We start from the raw sequence: 13,039 nt of genomic DNA on the forward strand, positions 1-13,039 counted from the left end.
TGGTTGAGGAGCGCCCGAGGAACGAGGCCGCGTCTCGAAACCCACGCAACCCGATCCAGGGCTGTGGGTCTCGAGACGGCCTGGCGGCCTCCTCGACCACCGGTTGGTCAGACGGCCGCAGCCACGTCGCTCGTCGCGAACGCATTCGCGAAGAACGTGAGCGCGAGCTCGTAGTCGACGATGCCGCCACCCTCGTGCCCGTTGTACTCCCAGACCGAGATGTCCTTGTCGCCGGCATAGGCGTTGAACGCGCCGAACACCGTCGACGGCGGACAAATCGCGTCCATCAGGCTCGCCGAGAACAGCGCGGGTGCCTGGGCGCGCTTGGCGAAGTTGACGCCATCGAAGTAGGCAAGCACCCCGTGTGCCTGCGACACCTTGTCGCGGTGCACGGCGAGGTACGACGCGATCTCCCGGTATGGGTGCTCGTCGGTGATGCGGGTGGCGCGCGGGAAGTCGCAGAGGAACGGCACGCGAGGAGCGACAGCGGCAAGGCCGTCGACCAACCCGCTCACAGCGAGCGCGATGCCACCGCCCTGGCTTCCGCCGTAGACGGCGACCCGGCCGGCATCCACCTGGTCAAGTGCCCGCACGGTGTCGATCGCTCGCACCGCATCGGTGAACACCCTGCGGTAGTAATAGGTCTCTCTCGACTCGATTCCGCGGGTCATCATGCCGGGGTGCTGGGGGCCACTGCCCACCGGGTCTGGGGTATCGCCCTGGCTCCAGCCGGAGCCCTGACCACGCGTATCCATGTGAAAACTGACATAGCCAGCGGATGCCCACAGCAGGTTCTCGAGAGCATGGCCACGGCCGCCGCCGTACCCGATGAACTCGACAACGGCGGGCAGCGGTGTGCGTGCACCTGCCGGAATGCGCAGCCAGCCGCGGATGGGGTGCCCATCGCTGCCGGAGAACGTCACGTCGTAGACCTCAATCGAGGTCAGGGGCGTTTCGACACGCACGATGACGGGGTCGGCGGCCAGCTCACGCGCCGCAGCGATCGTGTCGGCCCAGAACTCGTCGAAGTCGGTTGGATCGGTCTGATCGCTCCGGTATTGCAGGAGCTCGGCTACGGACAGATCGGTGTTCATGCATCGTCGCTTTCACTGGTGATTACATCACGCGTGGACCCGACGACCACGGGTGTATTGCCTGCGCATCACGAGTGCCTGGCGCCCAGATGCGAATTTGTACAATATCACCACAAATAGCGGGGCTGTCGCTGTGATGGCCAGGATCGCCGGTAGCCTTGGAGGATTCAACGCGCCGGCTGTGCTGGTAACGAGGGGGCAGCCGTGCAGGGAAACAACCACGACGACGTTCGTCGACACAACCTGTCGACGATCCTTCGCCTGGTGCACCGGAACGGCGCGTCGTCGCGGTCACAGCTCACCCGTCTCACCGGCCTGAACCGGTCGACGGTTGCGGCGCTCGTCGCCGAACTCGTCGAACGCGGCCTCGCCGTCGAACGCGACCCTGACCCCACCAATCAGGTCGGCCGCCCGAGCCCGATCGTTGCGGTGAGCGCGCGTGTCGTGGCGCTGGCCATCAACCCGGAAATCGATGCGGTGACCGTCGGTATCGTGGGCCTCGATGGTGTCGTGCACCAGCGCATCCGCTTTCCGGTCGAGACGTCGCCGACGGCGGTCGAAGCCGTCAGCATCGCCGCCGGCATCATCGACGACCTGCGCGACGACCTTGCAGCGAACTTCAGGGTTGTCGGCATTGGCGTTGCCGTGCCTGGACTCGTCCGTGCGCACGACGGGCTCGTGCGGCATGCCCCGCATCTTGGGTGGGTCGACGAGCCACTCGCCGACATGCTGGAAGCAGCAACGGGCTATCCGGTCGTCGCGGCCAACGACGCAAGCCTCGGGGCAATGGCTGAGCGCTACTTCGGTGCAGGCAAGGGCATCTCCGACTTGATTTACCTGAACGGCGGAGCCAGCGGAATCGGCGGCGGCCTCATCGTCGGCGGCGTGGCCGTCGGGGGAGTCGCCGGCTATGCGGGGGAGTTCGGGCACACCAGGGTGAGCAGCAGCGACCACACGGACTCCACCGGCGTTAGCGGAACCCTCGAAGCCGAAGTCACCCGCCGCGACCTGCTCGCCGTGCTTGGCCTGAGTGGGGCGGATGCCGATGAGCTGGAAACCGCGCTTCTCAACTCCGATTCGGCGGAGGTGCGCAACACCGTCAACCGTCAGCTCGACTACCTGGCCGTTGCACTGGCCGGCGCCGTCAATATCCTGAATCCCCAGCTGATCGTGCTCGGTGGCTTCCTGGCCTCCCTGCTCGCCGTCGACCCAGAGCGGCTGAACGACGCCGTGGCTGAGCGCGCGCTTCCGGCGCCGTTCGGCAGTGTCCGGGTGGCCGCGGCCGAGTTGGGCTCCAGCCTGCTCATGATCGGGGCGGCTGAGCTCGCATTCGAGCGCGTGCTCGACGACCCGAGCGGATTCCACCCCATCGCTTCCTGAGTCCGTTCGCGGCGCGCAGGCACTCCCTTTTCCCCTTATAACGACGAGGACACCAGTACGTGAGTTCTGTTTTTCACCCAGGAGATCGACTTTCCGCCCGCCAGCGACTGGTCTACATCCTGGTTCTTGGCGCGTTGACCGCGCTTGGCCCGTTCACCATTGACCTGTACCTGCCGGCATTCCCCATGCTCGAGAGCGACCTCGGTGTCTCAACGGCGGCGATCCAACTCACGCTGACCGGCACCATGATTGGTTTTGGCGTCGGGCAGCTGATTGTCGGTCCATGGAGCGACAAGGTCGGCCGCCGGTTGCCGCTCATTCTCGCGACGGCGTTCCACGTGCTGGCCTGCGTTGGCGCCGCCCTGTCCGACGACATCCTGTGGCTCGGCGTGTTCCGCGTTCTGCAGGGGTTCGGCGCCGCAGCGGGTGGCGTGGTGGCCATGGCCATGGTGCGCGACCTGTTCGGTGGCAAGCCCCTCGTGAAGATGCTGTCCCGACTGGCCCTGGTCAACGGGCTCGCGCCGGTGCTGGCCCCCGTGCTCGGTTCCCAGCTGCTGCTCGTGATGGACTGGCGCGGGATCTTCTGGGTGCTCGCCGCTTACGGAACACTGGTCATCGCTGCCGTGATGCTGTTCATCGTCGAAACCCTTCCGAAGGAAGAACGACACGTTGCCGGGCACAACACCCTGGGCCAGCGCTACAAGTCCGTGCTCACCGACCGGGTCTTCGTCGGCGTCGCGATTGTCGGGGCGATGACCTTCACCGGCCTGTTCGCCTACCTGTCGGCGTCGCCATTCCTGTTCCAGCAGGTCTACGCGTTCAACCCGCAACAGTACGGGTTGCTGTTCGCGGTGAACTCCATCGGCGTCATCATCGGCGTGCAGGCCAGTTCTCGGCTGATGCACTCGTCTGATGTTCCGCCGCAGTGGATCCTGGTGGTCACGACTGCTGTGATGGCGGCCATGGCTGTCGTCATCGTCGTCCTCGACCAGGCGGGCGTCGGCCTGTGGGGCACGCTCATCCCGCTCTGGTTCTTCATCGCTGCCTGTGGCTTCAGCTTCCCCTGCACCCAGGTCATCGCCCTGAACGCCCACGGCCATGAGGCCGGTACGGCGGCCTCGCTGCTCGGGGCGGCAAACTTCGGAATCGCCGGGCTGGTGTCGCCCATTGTCGGCCTGCTCGGCGTCGCAACGGCCACGCCAATGGGTGGGGTGATGATCGTGACCTCCCTTATCTCGATCGTCGTGCTGTGGACCGTCGTGCGCCCGCGCTCCGTCCCTGCCCTTGCGCACTAGAAGGGCACGGAAAGCAGGGGTTGACAGCTAAAGCTAATGCCATTAGCTTTAGGGCTATGAACATTTCCGAAAGCCAGAATGTGCGCTACCTCGCACGACCAGACGGTCGCATCTCCTACACAGTCGACGGTTCGGGTCCGCTCGTCGTCGCCGTTCCCGGCATGGGCGATCTGCGCTCCAGCTACCGCGAGGTCGTCCCCGCGCTTGTCGCCGCCGGCTTCCGCGTGGCCGTCACCGACCTCCGCGGACACGGACAGAGCGACACCACCTTTCGGGTCCATGGAGATGTGGCCACGGGCGAAGACCTGCTCGCCCTGATCGATGAACTCGGCGGCTCGGCCGTCGTGCTCGGAAACTCCATGGGTGCGGCAGCCGCAGCGTGGGCCGCAGCCGAGCGACCTGAGGCGATCGCTGGACTCGTCATGTACGGGCCGATCCTGAGGGATGCGCCAACAAACGCCGTCGTGCGCGCCGCTATGCAGCTGTTCTATCACGTCGCTCTCGCCCGGCCGTGGGGCGCAGCCTTCTGGTCGGCGTTCTATCGGTCGCTCAACAAGGGAACGCGCGCACCCTGGCTGGACGAGCATGTCGCTGCCATCCGCTCGACCCTGCGCGAGCCTGGTCGGTTGCGGTCATTCAGAGAGCTGGCCCTGCAACTCGACCACACCGTCGTGGAGGCCAGGCTGGGTGAGGTGACGGCCCCGATCCTGGCATTCGTGGGCGACCTGGACCCCGATTACCGTGATCCAGCCGCCGAGAGCGATTGGATCGCCTCCCTCGGAGCGCACTCGCACTCGACACTGGTGCCGCAGACCGGTCACTATCCACATGCTCAGCGCCCCGACCTGGTCGTGCCGGCGACGGTCGAGTTCCTCAGTACTCTTCGAAGCGGCGCTCTTCGAAGCAGCACCCTGCGCAATGACGCTGTGACGGATGCCTGGGCGTCGCGTGCCTAGGGCAGGGCTCAGTCGCCAGGCGGTCACCAACGCCGCACTCGACGTCATCGATGCCGGGGGAACCGCAGGCTTTGGCACCCTGACACTCGCGGCTGTCGCAGCGCAGGTGGGGGTGGCGGTGCCCAGTCTCTACAAGCATGTCGCGTCGCTGACAGACCTGCGCCGATCGGTTGCCATCCTCTGTGTGACCGAGTTCACCGCCACGATCGAAAGCGCGGCGATCGGCCGCGCCGGGCCGGAAGCGCTCAGGGCGGTGGCACACGTCATGCGGGCATTCGCGACCGCCCACCCTGGCCGCTACGCCGCGACGCAGGTCGCAGCGGATCCTGCCGACCCGGCGGATGCCGAACTTGCCGCAGCCAGCGCAGCCACACTCACCGCCCTGGCGAGAGTTCTGCGCGGGTTCGACCTTCCCGCCGATCTCACCGTTGAGGCGATTCGGATCATGCGCTCAGCGCTGCACGGTTTCATCGTGCTGGAACTCGGCGGGGGGTTCAAGCTGCCGGACGACCTTGATCGCAGTTTTGAGCTCCTCGTCACGATTGTCATCGCCGGCATCGACACGCTGGCCGCTGGCATCGACACGCTGGCCGCCGAATAGTAGCGGCGGGGTCGTCCGGCGGCACTGGGCGACCTCGTAGCAGTGTCACTTACCATGGGCAGATGGAGCATGAGGGAGCAGCTGAGACCGCTGCCGGTCCGAAGACCAGGCGGTTCAGTCGACGTTGGCCGCTGATCAGCGGAATCGGAGCACTCGTTCTGGCCGCCCTGCTTGGAGCCCTGCTCGTGATCAGGGCGAACGGCAATCCGACCGGCATCGACGTGGAATGGATGGATGAGATCGTCGAGCACCGCTCGCCGATCTGGGAGATTCCGTCGTTGGCCATGAACTACATTGGCGGCGGCATCGTGGGCGTCTTTGTGGTGCCGATTGCGATCATCGTGTTGCTTCTTGTCTTCAAACGCCCGACCGCAGCCGTCTACTACCTGGCGGCGACGCTGGTCAGCTCAGGGCTGGTGCAGATCCTCAAACACACCTTCGGCAGGGCGCGCCCAGAAGACATCCTTGTGCACTCCGATTTCGGCTCATTCCCCTCTGGGCACGTCGCCAATGCCGCCACCATGGCGGTGGCGCTCGGCATCATCTTCGCGAAGGTGTGGGTCTGGGTTGTCGGCGCGATCTACACCGTCGTCATGATGCTGAGCCGCACCTATCTCGGCGCGCACTGGCTGACGGACACCATCGGCGGCCTGCTCATCGGCGTCGGCGTCGCCCTCCTGGTGTGGGTGCCGCTGGCGGCACGGCTCGATGGCGAGCGGCAGTTGCGGATGCGACATCGTTCGCTGCCGCGCACATCAGAGTAGGCCTGGGGTGGCGTTGGTCGTTTCGCGGCGGAAGCGCGACAGCAGCCGACCCCGCACTGTAGCGTCATGGCATGAGAATTCTGATTGTCGGGGCTGGGGGCGTTGGGGACGCGATTGCGAAGATCGCGGCGAGGCGTTCGTTCTACGAACACATCGTGGTGAGCGACTTCGATCTGGCGAGGGCGATCCGCACGATTGCGGCGATCGAGAGTCGCCTCGGCGCAGAGACGGCCAGTCGCTTCAGCGCCGCCCAGATCGATGCGAGTGACCCAGACGCGGTGACACGCGTGGCCAGGGAGCACGCCATCACGCACGTCATGAACGCCGTTGAGCCGAAGTTCGTGCCGACGATCTTTGCCGGGGCGCTCGCCGCAGGGGCCGACTACATCGACATGGCTATGAGCCTGTCAGAGCCGCACCCCACAGAGCCACACTCACTCACCGGCGTGAAGCTCGGTGACGACCAGTTCGCCCAGGCCGGCGATTGGGAGAGCGCAGGTCGGCTCGCACTCGTTGGCATGGGCGTCGAACCCGGGCTCTCCGATGTGTTCGCGCGCTACGCGTCCGACCATCTGTTCAGCGAGATCGACGAACTCGGCACCCGCGATGGCGCCAACCTCGTGGTGCGCGACGAATCCGGAAACGAGGTCTTCGCGCCGTCGTTCAGCATCTGGACCACGATCGAGGAATGCTTGAACCCGCCGGTGATCTTCGAGAAGGACCGCGGCTGGTACACCACCCCGCCGTTCAGTGAGCCGGAGACCTTCGTCTTTCCTGAGGGCATCGGCGCCGTTGAATGCGTGAACGTCGAGCACGAAGAGGTGCTGCTGATGCCGCGCTGGCTTGACGCGAAGCGCGTGACCTTCAAGTACGGACTGGGCGAAGAATTCATCGGCGTGCTGAAGACACTGCACCTGCTCGGACTCGACAGCGTGGCGCCGGTGCGCGTGCGAAGCGCTGCAGGGCCCGTCGAGGTCGCGCCACGCGATGTGGTGGCCGCCAGCCTGCCTGACCCGGCACAGATCGGGCCGCGGATGACGGGCAAGACGTGCGCCGGAGTGTGGGTGACCGGCACCGGTATCGATGGGCAGCCCCGCGAGGTCTACCTGTATCACGTGAGCGACAACGAGTGGACGATGGCGGAGTACGACGCGCAGTGCGTGGTCTGGCAGACGGCGCTGAACCCGGTCATCGCCCTCGAACTGCTGGCGAAGGGGATCTGGACGGGAACCGGCGTGCGGGGTCCTGAGTCTTTCGATGCCACACCGTACCTTGACCTGATGAAAGCGCCGGAGGCATCCGGTGGATATGGCCAGGCCTGGGGCCTGGAGGAGCGAACGCCGGCGGCTCGCTGAATTCGGCCAGGGCTGCGCGTTGGCCAGGGCTGCGTTCTCGCCCTGCCCTCGGGCCTGGTGGCACCCCTTTCAGGGGTGGACGATGGATGCCTGAGGGCATTAGCTATACGTGGGGGGCAGAAGACTTGTCCGTTGATCGGTGTCTCGCCATCGCAGCCGAGTGAACAGGTCTCAGCTGTGATGGCGAGCGACAACGACAATGACCGCGACAACGACAGCGGCACCTCTGCCGATGACAATTCTGGTGCTGCGTGGTGGCCGACCGATGTGGTCTACTCAATGCATGAGCGTTGACCCCGAACTCGTGCGCGCCGCATACCGCCAGGCAGATGCTGCTGCTGAGGCGGCAGGGGTGAGCGTGCGGATGGCCGAACCGGGTGACATGAACGCCGTCGTTGGACTATTCGAACGAACGTGGGGGCTCGGACGCAGCCCAGACCGCTCGTTGCTTCTCGCGCTCGACTACGCAGGCAACACCGTGCTCATTGCTGTCGCAGAGGGCCGGCCCGTCGGGGCGGCGCTTGGGTTCCTCGGCTGGAACGACGGCGTCCATCTGCACTCCCATATGGCTGCGGTGGTGCCGTGGCGGCGAAGCGGTGGCGTCGGCTACGCCATCAAACTGTTTCAGCGGGCACTCTGCCTCGAGCACGGTGTCACCGACATGCGGTGGACGTTCGACCCGCTCATCCGTCGCAACGCCCATTTCAACCTGGTGAAGCTGGGCGCCGAGGTTGTGCGATTCCTGCCCGATTTCTATGGGCAGCTCGACGATGCCATTACGGGCAACGACCATAGCGACCGCTTCGAAGTGCGCTGGAATCTGGCCTCTCCCCGGGTGAACAACGCCCTGACCGGTGTTGCCCCGCCGAATTGGACGCCGACAGCAGGCTTCGAGCTTGCTCCCGACTTCGAGCAGCTGCGCGTCGCAGAGCCAGAGACCGCCGCCGCCATGCGCCAGCAGTCGCGTACCGTCTTCACCGACGCCTTCCTGGTCGGCCTGCGCCCCGAATTGAATGCCATCAACGACTACGTGCTCACCAGCGACCCTGTGCTCACCACCGACCCTCCGGACGGAACCCCGCGTGAAGCTTGAATCGATCACCCTGCACCGCGTAGCGATGCCACTCGTGCGCCCCTTCGAGACCTCGTTCGGCCGGCAGGTCGCCAGGGTGGTGCTCCTCGTTCACGTGCGCGGACGCACGGCCGGCGCTGAGACCGAAGGCTGGGGAGAGTGCGTTGCGGGGGAGGGACCGCTGTACAGCTCTGAGTACGTCGACGGATGCGAACACGTCATTCGCCACTACCTGGCCCCAGCGTTGCTGGCCGCCGATGACATCACAGCGGAGAGCATCGCTGGCCTGCTGACGTTCGTAGTGGGGCACCGCATGGCCAAGGCGTCGCTGGAGGCGGCGATCCTCGACGCAGAGCTGCGGGCATCCGGAATCTCCATGGGCACGTATCTGGGCGCCACAGCCGACTGGGTCGACTGCGGAGTGTCTGTGGGCATCAGCCCAGACCTCGACACGTTGCTCGACGAGGTGTCTGGTTACGTCGAGGCCGGCTACCGGCGCATCAAGCTGAAGATCAAGCCGGGCTGGGACCTCGAGCCGGTCGCCGCCGTGCGCGTTCTCATTGGGGCGGATGTCCCACTCCAGGTCGACGCGAACACCGCGTACACCGTCGAAGACATCGACCACCTGCGCGAGCTCGACGCCTACGGGTTACTCCTGATCGAGCAGCCGTTCGTCGAAGAAGACATCGCAGCGCACGCCGTGTTGGCGCGGGCCATCGCGACGCCGGTCTGTCTCGACGAGTCGATCGTGAACGTCGACGTGGCCATTGACGCGATCGAGCGTGGGGCGACATCGGTGATCAACATCAAGCCGGGCCGCGTCGGCGGGTACCAGGAAGCGGTGCGCATTCACGACGTATGCCAGGCGCTTGAGGTACCTGTGTGGTGCGGCGGAATGCTGGAGACCGGTATCGGCAGGGCTGCGAATGTGGCGCTCGCCGCGCTGCCTGGCTTCACGCTGCCCGGCGATACCTCTGCATCTGACCGGTACTTCGCCGAGGACCTCATCGAGGAGCCCTTCGTGCTCGGCGACGGTGAGCACACGGGTCAGTTGCGCGTGCCGACAGGGCCGGGCACAGGGGTGACCGTGCGGCAGGGCCTCGTGCGCGACTGGGCGCTGGCAACGCCCATCGAACTGCTGCGCGGCCGATAGGTTTCCGGCTCGCGCCTTCAGACTGAACTCGCGCTCGGCAGAGCAACCCTGGGCGGCTTCGGTCGGGTTGCTGCGAACCATTGGCTGCAGAACACGACAATCACGACGAGATCGATAACGTCGCCGCCGTAGTACATGATCATGCTTCCGATCTCCGCCTGGGGCGCAGGAACCCCGGCAGGCGGATGCACATACAGGTACTTGGCCAGGATGTCGTGCCCGGCCAAGGCAATGACCAGGACGATGGCCCGATAGAGGTAGCCAGAACGGTGCGGAGCGGGATCCACACTGATCATGGACACAGTGAACAGGTAGCCGGCGACGAAGACGTGGATGTGCACGACGAACAGGAGCAGTGCGTTGTCGTGCATGGCCGGGTAGAGCGCCGTCGTATAGAGGGCCCACAGCCCTCCCATGTTCAGCACCGTTGCGACGATCGGATGCGTGAAGAAGCGAACCAGCGGTGACCTGAGGACCGCAGAGAGTCGTCGTGCGGGTACAACGTCGAGGGTGCGAAGTGCGAGCGTTATGGGGGCAGCGAGCACCAGCAGAAGCGGCGCCAGCATTCCCAGAAGGAGATGCCCGACCATATGGGCGCTGAAATTCTCATGGCTCGCATCGGCGATGGGTCCGACGGTGGCAACCCACACAGCGAGCACGCCGCCTATCCACAGCGCCGACCGGTACAAGGGCCATGGTCGACGCCTGCGATTTCGAATTGCGGGCGCGACATAGGCGAGCGCGACGAGCACCATCCCCAGGCTCAGCACGACACCCAGGATTGCGGGATTGCCCGGTGCGTGGTTAGGCAAGGTTCTCAGGTGCAGGTGCAGGTGCAGGTGCAGGTGCAGGTGCAGGTGCAGGTGGGGGAGGTGCTGGCACAGTCGTCGCAGCCGAGTGACGTGTCCGAATCACCAGGATGAGGCCGATGACGATCATGATGCCGGCGAGGATGTTCCAGGTCAGGTCGTAGGGGAGGAGATCAACGTCGTACCTGATCTGGTGCAATCCCATCACTTTGTGCTGGATCGTCCCGTCATAGAGCTGGAAGATCCCTGCGCCAAGAAGAACGCCTCCCCACCATCGTGTCCACCACACGGCATGCCGACGAAACAGGTCCGCGAGCAGAAACAGGGCGCCGACCATGGCGAACCACCCGAAGGCGTGGAAGATTCCGTCAGAGACGAGTCCGACATCCGGCGTTGACCTGTCGTAGAAGTGATGCCAGTGAAGCAATTGGTGGAACACAGTTTCGTCGATGAACGCTGCGACTCCCACGCCAAGCAGCAGGCCGGAGACGAGGTTTCGGCCTCGGTAGAGCCGCCGAGCTTCCGTACTGGCAGCGTGTTCTGCACGTGTATCGCTGGTCATGCGTATCCTCGCTTCACCTCGTAGGCGCCGGCCAATCGTGGAGACGTTGTCTATACCTCCAGCGTGCTCCTGACGGCTCGTGCGCTCAAGGACGAACGAGCGAAATCGGCCTGTGCCTAGTACCGGGTGAGCACGCGGCCTACACTTCTGGCCATGAGCCCCAGCGACGTGGATCCGGTAGCAGCAGCACAGGCAGAGGCGGATGCCGCCCTCGCCGCAGCCAAACAGGCGCAGGCCGATGCGGAGGCGGCGGTCAAGCGGGCGCAGGAGGCAGCCGTTGCCGCTGCCACGCATGCCGAAGCGCTGGCACGGGCCACGCAGGCGGCGCAGCCGGCCGCCGCTGAGCCGAGTGCGGCATCCGCTTCAGCCAGTGGCGGCCCGCTCGACGACAGCCATGTCGACGCCATCCGCGCCGGCTACGCCTTCGATGCGCCCGCCCTTGAAATGGGTGCCCTGGTCAACGGCGAGGCCAGACCTGACGTGCCCATTCGTATCCCGCTGGCCATGACCAACCGGCACGGCCTGGTGGCCGGAGCCACTGGAACGGGCAAGACCAAGACGCTGCAGGTGCTGGCAGAGCAGCTCTCGGCCAACGGCGTCGCGGTGTTTGCGGCCGACATCAAGGGCGACCTCTCCGGCATCGCAACAGCCGGCACCCCGAATGACAAGCTTCTGGCGCGTACGCAGGAGATCGGGCAGAACTGGCAGCCCGTCGCGACGCCCACCGAGTACTTCTCCCTCGGCGGCATCGGCACCGGGATACCCATCAGGGCGACGGTCGCCGGCTTCGGGCCGCTGCTCCTCTCCAAGGTGCTCGGCCTGAACGACACCCAGGAGTCGAGCCTTGGCCTGGTCTTCCACTACGCAGACAAAGCTGGGCTTCCGCTGCTCGACCTCACCGACCTGCGCGCTGTGCTGAGCTTCCTGATCAGCCCGGAGGGCAAGGGCGAGCTCACCGAACTCGGCGGCCTCTCCAGCGCGACGGTGGGGGTGATCCTGCGCGAGCTCATCACGTTCGCCGACCAGGGGGCGGATGTCTTCTTCGGCGAACCCGAGATCGACACCGCTGAATTCCTCGCCCAGACGCCCGACGGCAGGGGAGTGGTCAGCCTGCTCGAGGTGCCAGGCGTGCAGGACAAGCCAGCACTGTACTCGTCCTTCCTCATGTGGCTGCTCGCCGACCTCTACAACGACCTGCCGGAGGTCGGTGACCTCGACAAGCCCAAGCTGGTGTTCTTCTTCGATGAGGCCCACCTGCTGTTCAAGGACGCGTCGAAGGATTTCCTGGCGTCGATCACGCAGACCGTGCGTCTCATCCGTTCAAAGGGAGTGGGCATCTTCTTCGTGACGCAGACGCCGAAGGATGTGCCGGCCGACGTGCTGTCGCAGCTCGGGTCGCGGGTTCAGCACCAACTGCGGGCGTTCACCCCCGACGACGCGCAGGCGCTGCGCCAGACGGTATCGACGTACCCCAACTCCGGCTATGACCTCGCTGAGGTGCTGACAACGCTCGGCACCGGCGAGGCGATTGTGACGGTGATGAACGAGAAGGGCGCGCCGAGCCCGGTCGCCTGGACCCGGTTGCGGGCACCGCAAGGGTCGATGGTGCCGACGGCGGCGGAGCAGATCGAGAAGACTGCCCATGCCTCGCCCCTGTTCGCGAAGTACGGCACGCCCATCGACCGCGAATCGGCCAGGGAGATGCTCGCCGAGAAGCTGGAGGCGGCCAACGAAGCTGAGTCGGCCAGAGAATCAGCACGTGCCTCAGGCGCAACCCAACAGACCGCGGCGGAGAAGAAGGCGCAGGCCGAATACGACCGACTGATGAAGGAGACCACGGGTACCTCGCGCGCACGTACCCGGTCGCAGCCGCAGAAATCCGTGGTCGAACAAGTGCTCGGATCGTCGGTGACGAAGACCATTCTCACGGGTGTCGTCGCAGGAATCTTCGGAACGAGGCGCCGGCGCTAGCGTCAGCTCTCGGGGACTGTCGTTCGG

At 65.5% G+C, this 13,039-nt stretch carries 13 protein-coding genes; 10 read left to right on the forward strand and 3 right to left on the reverse strand.

Translation table 11 applies throughout. From position 1 onward, the window contains the following. Positions 1-107: 107 nt before the first annotated feature. Positions 108-1,094: an acetylxylan esterase gene (locus tag AC25Z0_RS11410; RefSeq protein ID WP_488133291.1), complete on the reverse strand. Its 987-nt coding sequence runs from the start codon at positions 1,092-1,094 to the stop codon at positions 108-110. 204 nt (positions 1,095-1,298) lie between these two features. Here AC25Z0_RS11410 and AC25Z0_RS11415 point away from each other — a divergent pair, with 204 nt between their 5' ends. The 9 genes from AC25Z0_RS11415 (at position 1,299) to menC (ending at position 9,670) form a co-directional block, all read left to right on the forward strand. Beyond that, positions 1,299-2,474, forward strand: coding sequence for an ROK family protein (locus AC25Z0_RS11415; protein ID WP_488133292.1), 1,176 nt, complete (start codon positions 1,299-1,301; stop codon positions 2,472-2,474). Positions 2,475-2,533: 59 nt separating this feature from the next. Next, positions 2,534-3,769: a multidrug effflux MFS transporter gene (locus tag AC25Z0_RS11420; RefSeq protein ID WP_488119775.1), complete on the forward strand. Its 1,236-nt coding sequence runs from the start codon at positions 2,534-2,536 to the stop codon at positions 3,767-3,769. Between the two features lie 56 nt (positions 3,770-3,825). After that, complete coding sequence (locus AC25Z0_RS11425; protein ID WP_488133293.1) at positions 3,826-4,725, forward strand: alpha/beta fold hydrolase; 900 nt, start codon at positions 3,826-3,828, stop codon at positions 4,723-4,725. Continuing rightward, the gene (locus AC25Z0_RS11430) at positions 4,718-5,326 is read left to right on the forward strand and encodes a TetR/AcrR family transcriptional regulator (RefSeq protein WP_488119777.1); all 609 of its coding nucleotides are present in this window, start codon (positions 4,718-4,720) and stop codon (positions 5,324-5,326) included. The genes AC25Z0_RS11425 and AC25Z0_RS11430 overlap by 8 nt, the downstream gene beginning before the upstream one ends. A 62-nt stretch (positions 5,327-5,388) precedes the next feature. Continuing rightward, entirely contained in the window at positions 5,389-6,090 is a 702-nt protein-coding gene (locus AC25Z0_RS11435; protein WP_488119778.1) for a phosphatase PAP2 family protein, read from the forward strand. Positions 6,091-6,161: 71 nt separating this feature from the next. After that, entirely contained in the window at positions 6,162-7,445 is a 1,284-nt protein-coding gene (locus tag AC25Z0_RS11440) for a saccharopine dehydrogenase family protein (protein ID WP_488119779.1), read from the forward strand. A gap of 132 nt (positions 7,446-7,577) precedes the next feature. After that, positions 7,578-7,739 (forward strand): hypothetical protein, encoded by a 162-nt coding sequence (locus AC25Z0_RS11445; protein ID WP_488119780.1) that lies wholly within the window; start codon positions 7,578-7,580, stop codon positions 7,737-7,739. Continuing rightward, entirely contained in the window at positions 7,729-8,538 is an 810-nt protein-coding gene (locus AC25Z0_RS11450) for a hypothetical protein (protein ID WP_488119781.1), read from the forward strand. Before AC25Z0_RS11445 ends, AC25Z0_RS11450 begins: the two co-directional genes overlap by 11 nt. Next, positions 8,528-9,670: an o-succinylbenzoate synthase gene (gene menC, locus AC25Z0_RS11455; RefSeq protein WP_488119782.1), complete on the forward strand. Its 1,143-nt coding sequence runs from the start codon at positions 8,528-8,530 to the stop codon at positions 9,668-9,670. The genes AC25Z0_RS11450 and menC overlap by 11 nt, the downstream gene beginning before the upstream one ends. Before the next feature lie 17 nt (positions 9,671-9,687). Here menC and AC25Z0_RS11460 read toward each other — a convergent pair whose 3' ends face one another. Both AC25Z0_RS11460 and AC25Z0_RS11465 read right to left on the reverse strand, forming a co-directional pair. Next, positions 9,688-10,482 (reverse strand): cytochrome c oxidase assembly protein, encoded by a 795-nt coding sequence (locus tag AC25Z0_RS11460; RefSeq protein ID WP_488133294.1) that lies wholly within the window; start codon positions 10,480-10,482, stop codon positions 9,688-9,690. After that, complete coding sequence (locus AC25Z0_RS11465) at positions 10,475-11,041, reverse strand: DUF2243 domain-containing protein (RefSeq protein ID WP_488133295.1); 567 nt, start codon at positions 11,039-11,041, stop codon at positions 10,475-10,477. Before AC25Z0_RS11465 ends, AC25Z0_RS11460 begins: the two co-directional genes overlap by 8 nt. A 153-nt stretch (positions 11,042-11,194) precedes the next feature. Here AC25Z0_RS11465 and AC25Z0_RS11470 point away from each other — a divergent pair, with 153 nt between their 5' ends. Next, on the forward strand, positions 11,195-13,012 hold the full coding sequence (locus tag AC25Z0_RS11470; protein ID WP_488133296.1) for a helicase HerA-like domain-containing protein: 1,818 nt from the start codon (positions 11,195-11,197) through the stop codon (positions 13,010-13,012). The last annotated feature ends 27 nt before the right edge of the window (positions 13,013-13,039 follow it).

The organism is Leifsonia sp. Y862, from assembly GCF_057669585.1.

What these genes read in the sequence shown, in the direction of transcription:
- AC25Z0_RS11410 (WP_488133291.1), bottom strand. Translation starts at nt 1,094, where the DNA reads ATGAACACCGATCTGTCCGTAGCCGAGCTCCTGCAATACCGGAGCGAT.
- AC25Z0_RS11425 (WP_488133293.1), top strand. Translation starts at nt 3,826, where the DNA reads ATGAACATTTCCGAAAGCCAGAATGTGCGCTACCTCGCACGACCAGAC.
- AC25Z0_RS11435 (WP_488119778.1), top strand. Translation starts at nt 5,389, where the DNA reads ATGGAGCATGAGGGAGCAGCTGAGACCGCTGCCGGTCCGAAGACCAGG.
- AC25Z0_RS11440 (WP_488119779.1), top strand. Translation starts at nt 6,162, where the DNA reads ATGAGAATTCTGATTGTCGGGGCTGGGGGCGTTGGGGACGCGATTGCG.
- AC25Z0_RS11450 (WP_488119781.1), top strand. Translation starts at nt 7,729, where the DNA reads ATGAGCGTTGACCCCGAACTCGTGCGCGCCGCATACCGCCAGGCAGAT.
- AC25Z0_RS11465 (WP_488133295.1), bottom strand. Translation starts at nt 11,041, where the DNA reads ATGACCAGCGATACACGTGCAGAACACGCTGCCAGTACGGAAGCTCGG.
- AC25Z0_RS11470 (WP_488133296.1), top strand. Translation starts at nt 11,195, where the DNA reads ATGAGCCCCAGCGACGTGGATCCGGTAGCAGCAGCACAGGCAGAGGCG.